At 64.0% G+C, this 14,687-nt stretch carries 20 protein-coding genes; 3 read left to right on the top strand and 17 right to left on the bottom strand.

The genetic code is table 11. The features are described from left to right. Positions 1-6 precede the first annotated feature (6 nt). From DY201_RS04685 to sdhC, 5 genes are all read right to left on the bottom strand, one after another. Positions 7-456, bottom strand: a complete 450-nt coding sequence (locus DY201_RS04685) for a DUF3052 family protein (protein ID WP_115733588.1) — start codon at positions 454-456, stop codon at positions 7-9. Continuing rightward, entirely contained in the window at positions 456-1,316 is an 861-nt protein-coding gene (locus tag DY201_RS04680) for a glycosyltransferase family 25 protein (RefSeq protein WP_115730205.1), read from the bottom strand. The genes DY201_RS04685 and DY201_RS04680 overlap by 1 nt, the downstream gene beginning before the upstream one ends. A 143-nt stretch (positions 1,317-1,459) precedes the next feature. Beyond that, positions 1,460-3,295, bottom strand: a complete 1,836-nt coding sequence (gene sdhA, locus DY201_RS04675) for a succinate dehydrogenase flavoprotein subunit (protein ID WP_115733587.1) — start codon at positions 3,293-3,295, stop codon at positions 1,460-1,462. A 4-nt stretch (positions 3,296-3,299) separates the two neighbouring features. Beyond that, on the bottom strand, positions 3,300-3,695 hold the full coding sequence (gene sdhD, locus DY201_RS04670; RefSeq protein WP_115730204.1) for a succinate dehydrogenase, hydrophobic membrane anchor protein: 396 nt from the start codon (positions 3,693-3,695) through the stop codon (positions 3,300-3,302). A gap of 1 nt (position 3,696) precedes the next feature. Next, positions 3,697-4,113 carry a succinate dehydrogenase, cytochrome b556 subunit gene (gene sdhC, locus DY201_RS04665; protein WP_115730203.1) on the bottom strand — a complete coding sequence of 139 codons (417 nt, stop codon included), beginning with the start codon at positions 4,111-4,113 and terminating at the stop codon, positions 3,697-3,699. A gap of 414 nt (positions 4,114-4,527) precedes the next feature. Here sdhC and DY201_RS04660 point away from each other — a divergent pair, with 414 nt between their 5' ends. Continuing rightward, positions 4,528-4,878 carry a hypothetical protein gene (locus DY201_RS04660; protein ID WP_115730202.1) on the top strand — a complete coding sequence of 117 codons (351 nt, stop codon included), beginning with the start codon at positions 4,528-4,530 and terminating at the stop codon, positions 4,876-4,878. Between the two features lie 19 nt (positions 4,879-4,897). Here the strand turns inward: DY201_RS04660 and DY201_RS04655 are convergent, their stop codons facing one another. The 4 genes from DY201_RS04655 to DY201_RS04640 all read right to left on the bottom strand — a co-directional run bounded on the left by DY201_RS04655 (position 4,898) and on the right by DY201_RS04640 (position 8,910). Continuing rightward, the gene (locus tag DY201_RS04655; protein ID WP_115730201.1) at positions 4,898-6,115 is read right to left on the bottom strand and encodes a GGDEF domain-containing protein; all 1,218 of its coding nucleotides are present in this window, start codon (positions 6,113-6,115) and stop codon (positions 4,898-4,900) included. A gap of 163 nt (positions 6,116-6,278) precedes the next feature. Next, positions 6,279-7,688 (bottom strand): 3-isopropylmalate dehydratase large subunit, encoded by a 1,410-nt coding sequence (gene leuC / locus DY201_RS04650; protein ID WP_115730200.1) that lies wholly within the window; start codon positions 7,686-7,688, stop codon positions 6,279-6,281. A 75-nt stretch (positions 7,689-7,763) separates the two neighbouring features. Beyond that, positions 7,764-7,916 carry a hypothetical protein gene (locus DY201_RS04645; RefSeq protein WP_165916117.1) on the bottom strand — a complete coding sequence of 51 codons (153 nt, stop codon included), beginning with the start codon at positions 7,914-7,916 and terminating at the stop codon, positions 7,764-7,766. A gap of 76 nt (positions 7,917-7,992) precedes the next feature. Beyond that, the gene (locus DY201_RS04640; protein WP_425358710.1) at positions 7,993-8,910 is read right to left on the bottom strand and encodes a haloalkane dehalogenase; all 918 of its coding nucleotides are present in this window, start codon (positions 8,908-8,910) and stop codon (positions 7,993-7,995) included. 47 nt (positions 8,911-8,957) lie between these two features. Here DY201_RS04640 and DY201_RS04635 point away from each other — a divergent pair, with 47 nt between their 5' ends. Further along, on the top strand, positions 8,958-9,434 hold the full coding sequence (locus DY201_RS04635; protein ID WP_245431893.1) for a MarR family winged helix-turn-helix transcriptional regulator: 477 nt from the start codon (positions 8,958-8,960) through the stop codon (positions 9,432-9,434). Here the strand turns inward: DY201_RS04635 and DY201_RS04630 are convergent, their stop codons facing one another. The 6 genes from DY201_RS04630 to DY201_RS04605 form a co-directional block, all read right to left on the bottom strand. Further along, a complete protein-coding gene (locus DY201_RS04630) occupies positions 9,435-9,980 on the bottom strand; it encodes an MgtC/SapB family protein (RefSeq protein WP_245431892.1) in 546 nt (181 codons plus the stop codon). It lies immediately after the preceding gene. A gap of 93 nt (positions 9,981-10,073) precedes the next feature. Continuing rightward, complete coding sequence (locus tag DY201_RS04625; protein ID WP_115730197.1) at positions 10,074-10,490, bottom strand: CopD family protein; 417 nt, start codon at positions 10,488-10,490, stop codon at positions 10,074-10,076. Further along, positions 10,487-10,816 carry a DUF3817 domain-containing protein gene (locus DY201_RS04620; protein ID WP_115730196.1) on the bottom strand — a complete coding sequence of 110 codons (330 nt, stop codon included), beginning with the start codon at positions 10,814-10,816 and terminating at the stop codon, positions 10,487-10,489. The genes DY201_RS04625 and DY201_RS04620 overlap by 4 nt, the downstream gene beginning before the upstream one ends. A 75-nt stretch (positions 10,817-10,891) precedes the next feature. Beyond that, on the bottom strand, positions 10,892-11,527 hold the full coding sequence (locus DY201_RS04615) for a class I SAM-dependent DNA methyltransferase (RefSeq protein WP_115730195.1): 636 nt from the start codon (positions 11,525-11,527) through the stop codon (positions 10,892-10,894). After that, positions 11,524-12,333, bottom strand: coding sequence for an amino acid ABC transporter permease (locus DY201_RS04610; RefSeq protein WP_115730194.1), 810 nt, complete (start codon positions 12,331-12,333; stop codon positions 11,524-11,526). Before DY201_RS04610 ends, DY201_RS04615 begins: the two co-directional genes overlap by 4 nt. After that, positions 12,330-12,689 (bottom strand): winged helix-turn-helix transcriptional regulator, encoded by a 360-nt coding sequence (locus tag DY201_RS04605; protein ID WP_245431891.1) that lies wholly within the window; start codon positions 12,687-12,689, stop codon positions 12,330-12,332. Before DY201_RS04605 ends, DY201_RS04610 begins: the two co-directional genes overlap by 4 nt. Before the next feature lie 76 nt (positions 12,690-12,765). On the opposite strand from DY201_RS04605, the gene DY201_RS04600 reads away from it, so the two are divergent. Further along, positions 12,766-13,149: a YybH family protein gene (locus DY201_RS04600; protein WP_245431890.1), complete on the top strand. Its 384-nt coding sequence runs from the start codon at positions 12,766-12,768 to the stop codon at positions 13,147-13,149. A 50-nt stretch (positions 13,150-13,199) separates the two neighbouring features. On the opposite strand, the gene DY201_RS04595 is transcribed toward DY201_RS04600, so the two are convergent. After that, on the bottom strand, positions 13,200-13,997 hold the full coding sequence (locus DY201_RS04595; protein ID WP_115730191.1) for a basic amino acid ABC transporter substrate-binding protein: 798 nt from the start codon (positions 13,995-13,997) through the stop codon (positions 13,200-13,202). Positions 13,998-14,154: 157 nt separating this feature from the next. Further along, the gene (locus DY201_RS04590; RefSeq protein ID WP_131922496.1) at positions 14,155-14,670 is read right to left on the bottom strand and encodes a GNAT family N-acetyltransferase; all 516 of its coding nucleotides are present in this window, start codon (positions 14,668-14,670) and stop codon (positions 14,155-14,157) included. Between the last annotated feature and the right edge of the window lie 17 nt (positions 14,671-14,687).

Raw genomic sequence — 14,687 nt, 5'->3', positions numbered from 1 at the left:
GGTTCCTCACAGCTTGGCACGCAGTTCCTTGCGGATGACGAGCTTGAGCCCGCTCCACACGGCATCCACGGCACAGACCTTTACGTCCACCAGCCCAGTCGGCAGCACGACGTCGCGAATGACATCCTCGGTGATGTCGGTGGCGATCTTCGCTGCCTTCTTGGGCCAGGAGATCCAGACAGCGCCGTCGGGCGCGATCATCTTCTTGAATGTCTCGACGTTGCCTTCGAGATCGGCGCGCATGCCGGTGAAGGCATGAACGATGTCATGTCGCTCGCCAGCTCCGCCGAGTGCCGCCCAATCGGTCAGCGTCGTCGCCGCGAAATCGCGCGCCGAGGCCAGCCCCTGGAGGTCGTCCGGCAGGTTTACGAACACCACGCTCTGGCCGTCCTTGAGGCCGAGCTTGGTCGCCAGCGGCACGGCCGAATATCCTGCATCAGGCAACGTCGCGGCCATCATGCTGCCGCTCCTGCAGCCAGCCGGCGCATCTGCTGGCCGACATCGACAGGCGACCAAGGCGCCGTGTAGAGCCTGAGCAACGACAGCGGCGAACCGTGCATGGCGTTGAGCCAGAGCTGGATTCTGAGCCGACCGCGCACCAGACCCTGCTGAAGGAAATGGAACGGGTCGCGCCGCTTGACGTGGCGGTGCGGCGTCCTGAGGTCGCCCATCGTCGTGTCGGCACCTGCCTGTGCGATCAGCCAGGGCGAGGTGTGCATCACGTCGCAGCCATGCAGCCCGGCATTGGAAATGAAATCGTCGACCGGGACCGCCAGCTTGCCGGCCCTGGAAAGCAGCTGCTCCGCCGCCTTGCGCGTCACCAGATAACCGGCGCCGCCGGAAGACGGGCGCAGCGAACGCACAAGCTTCGCGGCTCCCAGATCGGCCACCGGCACGGACAGCCTGCCGCCGCTGCGCACAATGCCTTCCATCTTGACGATGTCGAAGGCGATGCCGCTGGCAAGGAGCCGCCGTACCGTCTCGGCGAAACCGTCGAGCGGTACCGCGTCGTCCTCCAGGATCACCGCATGAACGTGGCCGGATGCCAGGAACGCCTTGAGCGCCAGCATATGGCTGGCAAAACACGCCTCCTCGACCAGCGCGAACATGCGGTGGCGCAGCGGGTTCCAGCCGATGCCCTCGGGCGGCATGTCAAGCGTCTGGCCGCGCACCGCAAGCACCTCGTCCGGGTTGCGTACATCGACAGCAGCGACACGCTCGAGCGGCCATGGCATGGCACCGAACAGCCGTTGGATTTCCGCCCAGCGATGCGGCGAGCGGTCGAGATTGATGGCGAAGAAGGCGAGTTCGCTCATCACCGGCACTCCCGGCGCCAAATCGCCAAGCGCCAATTCTCCAAGCGCCAATTCTCCAAGCGCTTGTCGGCGCGCGCCCAAGCGAGGACGGCCGTTTCCGGCCCTCCAGCTTGCCTTGCGCTGCGCCGCGGTTCGACCATGGCTCAGTACACCCGTGCCTTGGGTGCGATCTTTGCCAGGCTGATGCCGCCGTCTTCTTCCTTGAGCAGCGGCTCGGTGTGCACCGGCCGGTAGGTCAGCGTCACCTTGCCGTCCTCGGCGACGTGGGCAAGCGTGTGCTGGCGCCAGTTCTCGTCATCGCGGGCCGAGAAGTCCTCGCGGGCATGAGCGCCGCGGCTTTCCTTGCGCGCTTCCGCGCCATAGACGGTGGCGATGGCGTTCGACATCAGGTTTTCGAGTTCCAGCGTCTCCACCAGGTCCGAATTCCAGATCATCGAGCGGTCGAAGACCTTGATGTCCTTCATCTCGCCCCAGATCTCGGAGATGCGCTTGCAGCCCTGCTCCAGCGATTCCTGGGTGCGGAACACGGCAGCGTCTTCCTGCATCGCCTTCTGCATCTTCTCGCGCAGCACCGCCGTCGGCGTGCCGCCATTGGCGTGGCGCAGGCGGTCGAAACGATCCATGATCTTCTCGACCGACGCGGCGTTCGGCGACGGGATCGGCGCGTTGCGGTCGACGACCTGGCCGGCGCGGATCGCGGCGGCGCGGCCGAACACCACGAGGTCGATCAGCGAGTTGGAGCCGAGGCGGTTGGCACCATGCACCGAGGCGCAGCCGGCTTCACCGACGGCCATCAGGCCGGGCGACACGCGGTCCGGGTTCGCCTTGGTCGGGTTCAGCACCTCGCCCCAATAATTGGTCGGAATGCCGCCCATGTTGTAGTGCACCGTCGGCAGCACCGGGATCGGCTCGCGGGTCACGTCGACACCGGCGAAGATCTTCGCCGATTCCGAGATGCCGGGCAACCGCTCGTGCAGCACCGCCGGATCGAGATGATCGAGGTGCAGGAATATGTGGTCCTTGTTCTTGCCGACGCCGCGGCCATCGCGGATCTCCAGCGTCATGCAGCGCGAAACCACGTCACGCGACGCCAGGTCCTTGGCCGACGGCGCGTAGCGCTCCATGAAGCGCTCGCCTTCGGAATTGACGAGATAGCCGCCTTCGCCGCGTGCGCCTTCGGTGATCAGGCAGCCCGAGCCGTAGATGCCGGTCGGGTGGAACTGCACGAATTCCATGTCCTGCAGAGGCAGGCCGGCACGCGCGGCCATGCCGCCGCCGTCGCCGGTGCAGGTATGGGCCGAGGTCGCCGAGAAATAGGCGCGGCCGTAGCCTCCGGTCGCCAGCACAACCATCTTGGCCGAGAAGCGGTGGATGGTGCCGTCGTCGAGATTCCAGGCCACGACACCGGTGCAGGTGCCATCCGGCTCCATGATCAGGTCGAGGGCGAAATACTCGATGAAGAACTGAGCATTGTTCTTCAGCGACTGGCCGTAGAGCGTGTGCAGGATGGCGTGACCGGTACGGTCGGCGGCAGCGCAGGTGCGCTGCACGGGCGGGCCGTCGCCATAGTTCATCATGTGGCCGCCGAACGGCCGTTGGTAGATCTTGCCCTCTTCGGTACGCGAGAACGGCACGCCATAGTGCTCGAGCTCGTAGACCGCAGCCGGCGCTTCGCGCACCAGATATTCCATCGCGTCGACATCGCCGAGCCAGTCAGAACCCTTGACGGTGTCGTACATGTGCCACTGCCAGGAGTCAGGGCCCATATTCTGCAGCGAGGCGGCGATACCGCCCTGAGCCGCGACCGTGTGCGAGCGCGTCGGGAACACCTTGGTGATGCACGCCGTTTTCAGCCCCTGCTCGGCCATGCCGAGCGTGGCGCGCAGGCCGGCACCGCCGGCACCGACGACGACGACGTCGAACTTGTGATCGACATAGGTATAGGCGGAAGCTCCGCTGGTCTTGCCGTCCTTGGCCACCGTTTCAGCCTCCAAATGCAAGTTTGAGCAGGGCGAAGAGCGAAGCGACGCCGACAGCTACGGTAAAGAAAGTGTTGAGCATGATGAGCATCACCTTGAGCAGCTCGCCATGCACGTAGTCCTCGATCACCACCTGCATGCCGAGGCGCATGTGGTAGAGGCCCGAGACCAGCACCAGCGCCAGCACCAGCGACACCAGCGGATTGGCCAACGAGGCGCGCACCGTCGCGAAATCGGCGCCATTGAGCGCGATCAGCAGGCCGACGAAGAACAGCATCAGCGGAATGTTGGCGACCGCCGTCAGGCGCTGGCGCCAGAAATGCTCGGTGCCCTCGCGGGCCGAACCCAGGCCGCGGACCTTGCCAAGCGCCGTACGCATGTCGTTGTTCGAGCCGCTCATCTTATGCTCCCCGCACCATGTAGCCGACGATCCAGACCACCGCGGTCAGCACCACCGAACCGACGAGCGTCGCCCAGGCGAACCTGGAGGCGGTTTCCTTTTCGAGCGCGGCACCGGTGTCCCAGACCAGATGGCGGATGCCGCCCAGCATGTGCAGCATCAAGGCCCAGGTGTAGCCGAGCAGCACCAGCTGGCCAATCCAGCTGCCATAGACCCAGCTGACGAAGTCGAAATACTCCTGCGACGTTGCCGCCGCGATCAACCACCAGGCAACCAAAAGCGTGCCGAAATACAGCGCGCAGCCGGTGATGCGGTGCAGGATCGAGGTCGTCATCGTCACCGGCGGACGATAGATGCTCAAGTGCGGCGACAAAGGCCGCGCACGCGATGTGGCTTGGGTTGCTTGTGATTTGCTCATGGCTCCCCCGGTCTGCATCCGAGCGTGGCTATGTTTGAATACGGCGCCGTCGCACCGTTTTGCGACGTCGGACTGCGCGCTTTCTAAAGCTCTTTTTGCACCGCGTCAAAGTCAGAAAACCGTTCTGGCGCACCTATTTAGTCGCATCACGGCTTCAATCGATTGAACAAATGCCGCCACTACCCCAGTGGGTGAGTCGCCACCAGACGTGCCGACGAAACAGGCAATGACGGCATCCCCCATCGGGACGATATAAGGCTACCCGTTCGTTGGCTTTGGACAGGCTGCAGGCATATCGGCGCAACGAAAAATTAACCATGTTTGTTAATCTTTTCCGTTCGAGCAGACGCCAAGCCTTAACAAAGATTAAGAAATGGTTAATCTCCGGTTCGATCGAACAGGGAGATTTGCCCGATGCGTTCCACACTTGCTTTGACCGCAACCGCGGCCCTGGTGCTTGCTGCAGGCATGGCACTGACTTCTCCCGCGGCCGCCGGCGGCAGCCATGATCGCGTCTATGCCGATTCTTTCGGCAACCTGATCGTCGAAAGCAGCACCGGCTACAAGCGCATCATCGTCGGCGAAGGCGCTTCGGCGCGCAAGCTCGCCGCCTACACCGGTTCGACCGGACCGAAGGTGGTCTATCTCGACGAGCCGCGCGCGCAGCGACACTGCTACCGCCCGCCCATGCTGCTCAAGGGGCGCAGCTACATGTATGGCTTTTCCGAAGGCGAGATTCCGCGGCCCGGCCTGGTGTGCCGCTAAACCCTCAGCGTCGTCGCGGCTATCTGCTTGGCGGCTTGAGGGCGAACGATACGACGGTCGAGTCCGAAAACGGCTGTACCGCGCCCCATACCCGGACGCAGTCGCGGCCGTCCTTCTTGGCTTCGTAGAGCGCTGAATCGGCCCGTACCATCAGCTGGTCGATGCTTTCGCCAGCCACCAGCTCGGCGACGCCGAAGCTTGCGGTGAAGCGGCAATCGGCCGGCAGGCCGTCGATCGGCATGCCGGAGAATGCCGAGCGTGCACCTTCGGCGAACAGCCGCGCCGACGCCAGATGCGCGCCCGGCAGGATGATGGCGAATTCCTCACCGCCGATTCGGCCAGCGACGTGATGCCCGGCCATCGACTCGCGGATGAACTGCGCGAACGCTTCGATGACACGGTCGCCCGAGGCATGGCCATAACTGTCGTTGATCGACTTGAAGTGATCGAGGTCGGAGATGACGAGTGTGATCGGCAGGCCCTGGCGCACCGCATCGCGCATTGCGCTGGCCGCCCGGCGCTGGAAGCCGCCACGGTTGAGCAGGCCCGACAGCGCGTCGGTTTCCGACTTCTGGGTCGCGTCGAGCAGGATGTCGCGCACCAGTATCACCAGAAGCATCAGCGCGATCGACAGCGCAAACACCGTGCCGAGCGCCTGCGATACCATCGCATAGGTGCTCTGCAGATAGTGATGCGGATCGGAGCCCGGGCCGCCGACTGCGAGCGCCAGATAGGGCTTGGAGAAGAACTGCAGCGCGCTGGCGAAGAGCACGCCCGCCAGCACGTAGTCGAACTGGCTGAGCTGCCGGCGCGAGCGCAGTATTGTAGCGGCACCGACGGCTTGAGCGATCGCATAAGGCGTCTGGTAGGTCATCATGCGCAGCAGCGAATCGCGGGCAAAGCCCTGCGTGGCAAAGACGGCTATCGTCGTCACAACGAGAAACGCTGCCATCAGCCGCCATGCCGGCTGCGCCTCGTAGCGGATGGCCAAGCCGACGTTCATGAACATCAGCGTGGCAAGGAAGGCGACAAAATTAGCGGTGACGATGAATTGCGTGTCCGCAAACATCGGGATCGCGAATTCGGTACCGATATAGACGATGCCGGTGAGATAGCAGAGCGCGAACCAGCGCGCCGAGTTGCGCCGCCCGTCATAGATGGCGATCGACATGAAAGCGCCGGCCAGGAGGCCGGCAACAAACACGTTGATCGCAAGAATGAACTCGGCCCCGGTCATCGTCGACTGCAGTCTCCTTCGCGCGGATGACACCACAGCCCGGCGAAAAAGACGTTAACGCAAGGGTCGAAATGCCGGTCATCCCAGGCGCTTGATACAAAAAACGGCGAAACAGTTGCTCCGCCGCCTTGTCGATTCTTGCTGCGGCCTGAGGCCGCTCTCGTCAGTGCCAGTCGCGGATGTCGACGAAATGGCCGGCGATCGCCGCCGCCGCCGCCATTGCCGGCGACACCAGATGGGTGCGGCCCTTGAAGCCCTGGCGTCCCTCGAAGTTGCGGTTGGAGGTCGAGGCGCAGCGCTCATGCGGCTTGAGACGGTCGTCGTTCATGGCCAGGCACATCGAGCAGCCCGGCTCGCGCCAGTCGAAACCGGCGGCAACGAAGATCTTGTCCAGGCCTTCGGCTTCCGCCTGTTCCTTGACCAGTCCCGAGCCCGGCACGATCATCGCGCTGACAGTCGAGGCGACCTTGCGGCCCTCGACGACCTTCGCGACAGCGCGCAAATCTTCGATGCGGCCGTTGGTACACGAGCCGATGAAGACGCGATCGACCGAAATGTCGGTGATCTTGGTGCCGGCGGTCAGGCCCATATAGTCGAGCGCGCGCTTCTTGGAGTTGCGCTTGTTCTCGTCCTCGATCACTTCGGCATCCGGCACGACGCCAGTGACGGCGACCACGTCCTCGGGCGACGAACCCCAGGTGACGATTGGTGGCAGCTTGGCTGCGTCGAGCACGATGACCTTGTCGAAATGCGCGCCTTCGTCCGAATGCAGCGTCTTCCAGTATTCAAGCGCCATGTCGAATGCCTTGCCCTTCGGCGCGCGCGGCTTGTCCTTGACGTAGGCGTAGGTCTTCTCGTCGGGCGCAATCAGGCCGGCGCGGGCGCCGCCTTCGATCGACATGTTGCAGATCGTCATACGGCCTTCCATCGACAGTGCGCGGATCGCCTCGCCGGCATATTCGATGACGTAGCCGGTGCCGCCGGCGGTGCCGATCTCGCCGATGATGGCAAGCACGATGTCCTTGGCGGTCACGCCCTCCGGCAACTGGCCGTCGACACGCACCAGCATGTTTTTGGCCTTCTTCTGGATCAGCGTCTGGGTCGCCAGAACGTGTTCCACTTCAGAGGTGCCGATGCCGTGCGCCAATGCGCCAAAAGCACCATGCGTCGAGGTGTGGCTATCGCCGCAGACGATGGTCATGCCCGGCAGGGTGAAGCCCTGCTCGGGACCGACGATGTGGACGATGCCCTGGCGCTTGTCGTTTTCTGAGTAATACTCGACGCCGAAATCGGCCGAGTTCTTGGCCAGTGCCTCGACCTGGATGCGGCTTTCCTCGTTCTTGATGCCGTTCTTGCGGTCCGGCGAGGTCGGCACGTTGTGGTCGACGACGGCAAGCGTCTTCTCGGGATGACGGACCTTGCGGCCGGTCATGCGCAGGCCTTCGAACGCCTGCGGACTCGTCACTTCGTGCACGAGATGGCGGTCGATATAGAGCAGGCAGGTGCCGTCGTCCTGGCGGTCGACGACGTGGTCGTCAAAGATCTTGTCGTAGAGGGTACGCGGTGCGCTCATGGCTTTGAATCCGTCGATATGAAACTTGAGAAGGCTAAAGGGCGCGCCGAAGGCCCGTCGGCTCGGCGCAGGCGACTAGATAAGTCGGCTGGTCAACGCGCCTGAAATCCGGGCAAAGAACCGCGACGGCAGGCGCTTGTGGTCCTGCAGCACGAATCCCTTGTAGGCCGGATCTCCAAAGAGCTCTTCCATAAGCGGCTCAATATCAATCTTTTGACGTTCCGGCAATCACAAGCTCCACCTGGCCCAAGCGTCAAAATGGCGGGCGTCCGGCGGCTCCGGCCACGGGACGCCGCAGGAGCGACTAGGCGACGCGCACCGGCGCATCCTCACTCCCGCGCAGGCCATGCCGGTCGGCCCAGCCTGAAATGGCGGCAGCGATCGCCACCGGCTGGTCTTCCGGCGCCGCATGGCGGGCCGGACCGCAGTTCTCGATCTCGACGCTGGCGATGTTATCGGCGCACCACCGGGTCATCTCCGCACCGATCATCAGCGTCTCGGCCGCGCCTTCGAAGGTCAGCAGCAGCTTGGGCACCCTGCCACTTGCGGCCAGCCAGCGGTCATAGGCCTCGATGCGGGCAATCACCTCGGCAGGCTCGCCATCGATCGGCATGGAGCGCGGCCAGGCGAGCAGTGGCCGCCGGCTTTCGCGCGTCGGATAAGGCTTGCGATAGACGTCGAGATCCCCGTCGCTCAGCCCGTTGAGCACCGTGGCGCGCAGGGCGAACTCGATGAAGAAGTTTTCGTCCAGCACCTTAGTCTCACCGGTGCCCGCGCCGCGCAGTGCCTCATAGCGCGGCCTGGCGCTTTCAGGGAAATCGGCCCATGTCATCGGCCGCAGGATGGTTTCCATCACGGCAATGCCCCTCACCTGCCCGGCATGCCGTGCCGCCCAGTCGAAGGCCAGCGCTCCACCCCAGTCATGGCCGACAAGCACCACCTCCTCCAGCCCCATTGCCTCGAACCAGGCGTCGAGATAGCGGGCATGGTCATCGAAGCTGTAGTCGATGTCGGGCTTGCCCGAGCTGCCCATGCCGATCAGGTCGAGTGCCAGGGAGCGCACGCCGTCGCCGATATCAGGCAAAACGTTGCGCCATAGATAGGACGAGGTCGGGTTGCCGTGCAGGAATACGAACGGGACGCCTTGTCCCACTTCCACATAGGAAATGTGGGAATCGAGTACACTGATTTCAGGCATCCGGCTTTCCTTCTCGTCGACCAAGTAGTAAGGTACCTGTCTAATATCAATTAGTCAGGCGACTGTCTATCTTGAACGAGACGATTCCGGAAAATCCGCCGCTCGGCCTGTTGCTGCGCCTCGTCCACCAGCATTGGACGCAGGCCGTCGATACGGCGCTCGACACTGCCGGCTTCGGCGATATCCGCCCGCCGCATGCCAACGTCTTCACCTTCACCCCGCCTGAAGGCATCCAGGTCAGCGAGCTGACCAAGCTCGCCCATGTCCGTAAGCAGACCATGACCCAGGCGGTCGAGGAGCTGGAGAAGCTTGATTATGTCGAGCGCCGGCCCGATCCCAGCGACCGCCGTGGCCGACTGGTTTTCCTCACCGAGCGCGGCAAGGCCGTGCGCCCTATCGCATCCGCCGCCGGGCGCAAAGTCGACGAACGCTGGGCGCAGCTGACCAGCCCGCAAGAGATGGAAGCACTGCGCCAGTCGCTCCGGCTGTTGTTCGAAAAGGTGCGCGAGGACGCGCCGGCCCGACCGGGCGCCGAACCCGAAGGCTGATTAGCCGGCCTTGCCCTTGGCCGCCTTGCGCGCCCCGGGCTTCTCGTCGCGCTTGTCTTCGCTCAGCTCAAACTTGACCTCGAGCCTGTGCAGCAGGCCGAGCACGCAAAGTGCAAGCAGGGTGACAAAGACAGCGATCTGCCAGAGGCCGAGCCCGGCGGCGAGGCCGATGGCACCCGCCAGCCACATGCCGGCGCCGGTCGTCAACCCCTGCACCTCGCCCTTGCTGAAAAACACCACGCCGGCAGCGAGAAAGGCGACGCCGGCGGTCACCGCCTCGACCACACGGATCGGGTCGACCTTGGCACCGTCCTTCAACACCTCCGGTCCGAACATCGGCGCATGCACGATCTCGATGGTCAGCAGCGCAAAGGTCGCAGCCGCCACGCAGACCAGGATGTGCGTCCTCAGGCCCGCCGGCCGGTTGCGCCATTCGCGCTCAAAGCCGATGGCGGCGCCGAAGGCGGCCGCCAGCAACATTCGTGCGACGATGACGGGAAACGAAGTGTAAGTGGGGTGGCCGAATTCCTCGACGAGTTGTTCCATGGGGCCCTCATGATGGTTCGGCCCCCAACGCACCATGGCAAGGCTGGTTCCGCCGCTGCAGCCAGAATGAGCCCCGAAACGGGCCCGCCTCACTCAGAACGGCTTGACGATCACCAGCCCGACGATGCCGAGCAACAGCAGGCCGACAAGCCAATGCAGCTTCAGAACGATAGCAGCCGGCTTCGCCAGCCGGGCGCCGGCGAGCTGCCGCAACTGCCCCGACAGGACGCCATGCAGGCCCGACATCGCCACGACGAGCGCCAGCTTGGCATGCAGCCAGGCGTCGCCGAGAGAGCCGAGGTCATATGCGAGATAGAGCCCCAGGGCCCAGACAGCCAGCATAGCCGGAGTCGCCAACGCGGAGAAACCAGCGCGCAGCTGTGTGGCCTGCCGTGAATCGATGCCGCCATCCTTTGCCAGTCGCGACAATGTCAGCGGCACGAAGATCATGCCAGACAGCCAGACGACCATGGCCACGACATGCAGTGACTTGATGACGAGATAGCTCATAGACCTGCCGTCTGGTTGGCCGCCTTGGCGGCAAGATAGCGATCGTTGATGAAGGTGCCGAAGGGCACGAGGCAGGCAAAGCCGGTCCGCAGCATCTCCCTGGGCGACCAGCCGCCACCGGAAAGGTTGTCGAACAGGCAAACGACATAGAACACGAAGGCGAGGCCGTGGACCGGCCCGGCCGCGCTGACGATCGCGGGATAGCCGGCCAGATGTTTCATCGGCACGGCGATCAGCACGAGGAAAAGCAGGGTACTGCCTTCGAACAGGCCGGCGAGGCGCAGGCGGGAGATTGGATCGGCGAGGATCTTGCGAACGGTGTCCATGCCGCGAGATTTGTCCGCGACGCCGCTGCCCGCAATCGTCCATCAGGTCGCAGAGGCCGAATGACGCGCGACATATCAGACAACCCTGAATACGTACGCCTTGACCAGCACATCCGGCTCAGCCACGGCAAAGGCCCGGAAAGCCGGGCTCTCCTCGACCGCCTGCCATCTTCCGGTGGTCGCAAATTCAGCGAACTTGTCCTGGAAACCGCCCGTTTCCAGGACCACGTCGCGCACGGTGAAGATGACGAAACCACCTGGCCGCGTGATCCGGGCCAGCTCGTCGAGGCTCGACGCCGGCGCGTGGCCCGCCGTGAACACGCCGGTCGAGAACACGGCAGCGAAATGCCCGTCGGCCCATGGCAACGGACCGCCCAGCGCCGCCTGCGCCAGCGCCCTGTAGCTGCCACGTGCCCGCGCCAGGTCGAGCATCTCCTCGGAAAGATCGAGCCCCTCGATATCGTGATAGCCGAGCGCCTGCAGATACGGCCCCGAGAGGCCAGTGCCGCAGCCGGCATCGAGCAGTGGCCCTTCGCCCTTGGGCACGTGCCGCGCCACCCATGCCGCGATGACGAATGGCAGGCAGTAGCCTAGCGCTGCAGTCTCCAAGTCATAGCCATTCGCCCAGGCCGCATAGGCAGCAGCCAGTTCCGGCTCCGTTGCTGCCGCATAGACCATGTCGAGCGCGGTCTTGTCGGCATCTCCGGTCATGGCGTGAAGTCCCTCCGCATCCGCCGCTCAAGCGCCCTCAGGCTGAGCGACAGCCCGACGGTCAGGAGCAGGTAGACATAGGCTACGATGGAATAGGTCTCGAAGAAACGGAACGAGCCAGAGGCATAGACCTTGGCCATCTGGGTGATGTCGGCGACGCCGAGCACCGAGACCAGCGATGAGTCCTTCACCATGGCGATGAAGTCGTTGCCATAGGGCGGCAGGATGGTCCTGAATGCCTGCGGCCAGACGATCAGCCGGAAGCGTTGGGTGCGTGAAAGCCCCAGCGCCTTCGCCGCCTCGATCTGGCCGACATCGACGGCCTGGATGCCGGCGCGGAAGATCTCGGCGATGAAGGACGAATAGGCGATCGTCAGCGCAATGATCGCCCGCCACAGAAGCGAGAAGTCGCGCACCTGCATCGGCTCCATCAGCCCGGCCGACTGCAGCGGAATGGTCACCCAGTTCCATGCCACCACGAATGCCGGCGCGCCGACGAAAGCGATCCAGAACAGCAGTACAAGGATCGGCAGGCCGCGAATGATCTCGACATAGAAGCGCGACACCTGGCGCAGCACCTTGGAGTTCGACAGCCCGAGCAAGGCTATGAACAGGCCCAGCGCCGAGGCCATGGCGAAGGCCACGATGGTAACGAAAAGCGTCACCCAAAGCCCTTTGACCAGCGTCGACAGAATCTGGCCGTAGACGTCGCTGGCCGCGATCGTGACCGCCGAAACGGCCCCGATCGCCACGGCGGCCACCAGCCACCAGGGAAAATCGTCCTTCTTGACCCGGTACTGGCTCATGCCGCGTCCTGGCGCGGACCGGCAAAGGAATGCGGCAGTGTCTCGAACTGGTCGAGCAGGGCAACCACCCGGCCGCCGCCCGCCGTCAGCGAATAGACCACGCCGCGCGGAAAGGCGGCGGCCTCGTCGCGCTCGATGAGTCCGCGACGCAACAGACCAGCCAGCCGCTCCGACAGCACCTTGGCGGTAATGCCGGGCAGCCGTGCCATCAAGCCGCCATGCCGCTTCGGACCCACCGAGAGCTGCCACAGCACCAGCGCGTTCCAGCGGTGGCCGAGAAAGGAAAGCCAGTCCTCGACCGGGCACACTTCCGGCCGCCGTGGCATCGGCACCTCGCGCTCACGGGTCGCGGTCATCTCTGCACTCATTCGGGGTACCCGTTTGGATAGTTCTGAAGCGGTGTGTTCTGGTCGCCGAAACAGGAGAAAGCCAATGTCAACGAAAGTCTACCGGCCAGCAGACATGAACGAAACCTTTGCCGCCATCCGCAACAGCGGCGATGTCGGGGCTCTGCTGGCGCTCTACGAGGAAGATGCCCACCTGCTGGTTGATGCCAACGGTTCCGGCTTTGCCGGCAAGGCCGCCATCGCCGGGGAGCTTGAAAGGCTCGTGCGCATGCCAGGCACGATGACGTCGCAAAACACCTTCTGCGTCGAGCACGGGGACCTGGCGCTGCTGCGCGCCGATTTCGCAATTGTCGATGAGGAAGGTCTTGCCCTCTATTCCGGCTTCACCGCCGAGATCGTACGCAGGCAGGCCGACGGCACTTGGCTCTATGTCGTCGACCACGCCGGCGCCAGCCGCTACGGATCCTAGGCCCGAACCGGCTTGCCGTCTCCGCCGCGGAGCGGAAGACGGCAGCGCGACTACTGGCCCATCTTGTAGTCGAGGAACCACTTCTTGTTCAGCTTGTCGAAGGTGCCGTCAGCCTTCAACGCCGCGATCGCCTGGTTGATCGGGGCGACGAGGTCCGAGCCCTTCTTGAAGATGAAGCCGAAATCCTCGCTGCCCAGCGGCTCGCCCACCACCTTGAGCTTGCCTTCCGAGGCATCGACATACCCTTGCGCGGCGACGCTGTCGGTCAGCACGAGGTCGACGTCGCCGGCCTTGAGCGCCTGCACGGTCGCACCGAAGGTCTCGAACAGCTTGATGCGCGGGTTCTGCTCGTTGCCGTCGAGGATCTCGTAGACGGCGGTGTAGAAGGGCGAGGTGCCCGGCTGCGCCGCGATCAGGCCGTCCTTGAGGGCACCGAAGCTCTTGGCGTCGGTGAAGCGGGCCTCGTCGGCGCGCACCAGCATGAACTGCTGCGAACGCATGTAGGGATCGGAGAAGTCGACCTTCTCCTTGCGCTCGTCCTTGATGGTGATGCCGGTCATGCCGACCTGATACTGGCCGTCCGATACCGCCTGGATCATCGCGTCCCAGCTGGTGTTCTGGTACTCGATCTTGAAGTTCAGCCTCTTGGCGATCTCGTCCATGGCGTCATATTCCCAGCCGATCTGTTTGCCGGTCTTGGGGTCGATGAACTGTAGCGGCGGATAGGCGTTCTCGGTCACCACGACGACCGATTTGCCGCCGAGGTCCGGCAGGGTCTGGGCCATGGCGGCAAAGGGCAGAAGCACGACGGCCAGCGCGCCGGCCAGCGACAGTTTGAAATTCGACATGATGCGTTCCCCGACAACACAAGACCGGCGGCGCCGGTCGATTTGCGCCAGACTTTAGCCGTCCCAAGCCTGCTTGCAAGCATGGACGATGCGCTGGCACAGCTGAATGCACTGTATCTGTTTCGCTTTAAGCGTGTTTGCGGAACAAACTTCGGCGTCAGCCGCGCGGCTGGTAGATCAGCAATTGCTCGTCGTAAAACACCCCGTCGACCAGCAGCGCTCTCGGCTCGACGCCATAGCTGACGAAGCCGAGACCGAGATAGAGCCGGAGTGCCGGCGCATTGTCGGCGATCACGTGGGCATGCAGCGCAAGGCCACGTGTCGTCGCGTGGTCGACCACCTGCCGTACCAGCGCCTGAGCAGCACCGGTGCCGCGCCAGTCGGGGTCGACATAGACGCCATACATCGCACCCTTGTGCCGCGTCTTGCGTCGCTTTTCGGCAATGAACGTCGCCACGCCAACGAGCGCACCGGAACCAAACACGCCGAACACCGCATCGGGTTCGGCCAGGCTTATCCGCGCCTCGAAATCGGCATCGCCAAGATGCGCCTCGTCCTCCGGGCTCGAGCTGAAAGCCAGCGGCGCGTTTTCAAGCGCAGCAAACCGCAGCTTGCGATAGACAGCGCCCTCGCCCGGCATCAGCCGACGCACGACGAAATTCCGCGAGCTCACCACCAACAAATCCTCCC

The organism is Aminobacter aminovorans (genome assembly GCF_900445235.1).
In the GTDB taxonomy this organism is placed as follows: domain Bacteria; phylum Pseudomonadota; class Alphaproteobacteria; order Rhizobiales; family Rhizobiaceae; genus Aminobacter; species Aminobacter aminovorans.
This window is presented reverse-complemented; position numbering and strand designations above follow the sequence as displayed.

Excerpts from the sequence above, each read along its gene's own strand:
- DY201_RS04685 (WP_115733588.1), bottom strand. The coding sequence starts at position 456 with ATGGCCGCGACGTTGCCTGATGCAGGATATTCGGCCGTGCCGCTGGCG.
- leuC (WP_115730200.1), bottom strand. The coding sequence starts at position 7,688 with ATGAGCGCACCGCGTACCCTCTACGACAAGATCTTTGACGACCACGTC.
- DY201_RS04620 (WP_115730196.1), bottom strand. The coding sequence starts at position 10,816 with ATGGACACCGTTCGCAAGATCCTCGCCGATCCAATCTCCCGCCTGCGC.
- DY201_RS04660 (WP_115730202.1), top strand. The coding sequence starts at position 4,528 with ATGCGTTCCACACTTGCTTTGACCGCAACCGCGGCCCTGGTGCTTGCT.
- DY201_RS04600 (WP_245431890.1), top strand. The coding sequence starts at position 12,766 with ATGTCAACGAAAGTCTACCGGCCAGCAGACATGAACGAAACCTTTGCC.
- DY201_RS04625 (WP_115730197.1), bottom strand. The coding sequence starts at position 10,490 with ATGAGCTATCTCGTCATCAAGTCACTGCATGTCGTGGCCATGGTCGTC.
- DY201_RS04605 (WP_245431891.1), bottom strand. The coding sequence starts at position 12,689 with ATGACCGCGACCCGTGAGCGCGAGGTGCCGATGCCACGGCGGCCGGAA.
- DY201_RS04610 (WP_115730194.1), bottom strand. The coding sequence starts at position 12,333 with ATGAGCCAGTACCGGGTCAAGAAGGACGATTTTCCCTGGTGGCTGGTG.
- sdhC (WP_115730203.1), bottom strand. The coding sequence starts at position 4,113 with ATGAGCAAATCACAAGCAACCCAAGCCACATCGCGTGCGCGGCCTTTG.
- DY201_RS04655 (WP_115730201.1), bottom strand. The coding sequence starts at position 6,115 with ATGACCGGGGCCGAGTTCATTCTTGCGATCAACGTGTTTGTTGCCGGC.
- DY201_RS04630 (WP_245431892.1), bottom strand. The coding sequence starts at position 9,980 with ATGGAACAACTCGTCGAGGAATTCGGCCACCCCACTTACACTTCGTTT.
- DY201_RS04615 (WP_115730195.1), bottom strand. The coding sequence starts at position 11,527 with ATGACCGGAGATGCCGACAAGACCGCGCTCGACATGGTCTATGCGGCA.
- DY201_RS04680 (WP_115730205.1), bottom strand. The coding sequence starts at position 1,316 with ATGAGCGAACTCGCCTTCTTCGCCATCAATCTCGACCGCTCGCCGCAT.
- DY201_RS04595 (WP_115730191.1), bottom strand. The coding sequence starts at position 13,997 with ATGTCGAATTTCAAACTGTCGCTGGCCGGCGCGCTGGCCGTCGTGCTT.
- sdhD (WP_115730204.1), bottom strand. The coding sequence starts at position 3,695 with ATGAGCGGCTCGAACAACGACATGCGTACGGCGCTTGGCAAGGTCCGC.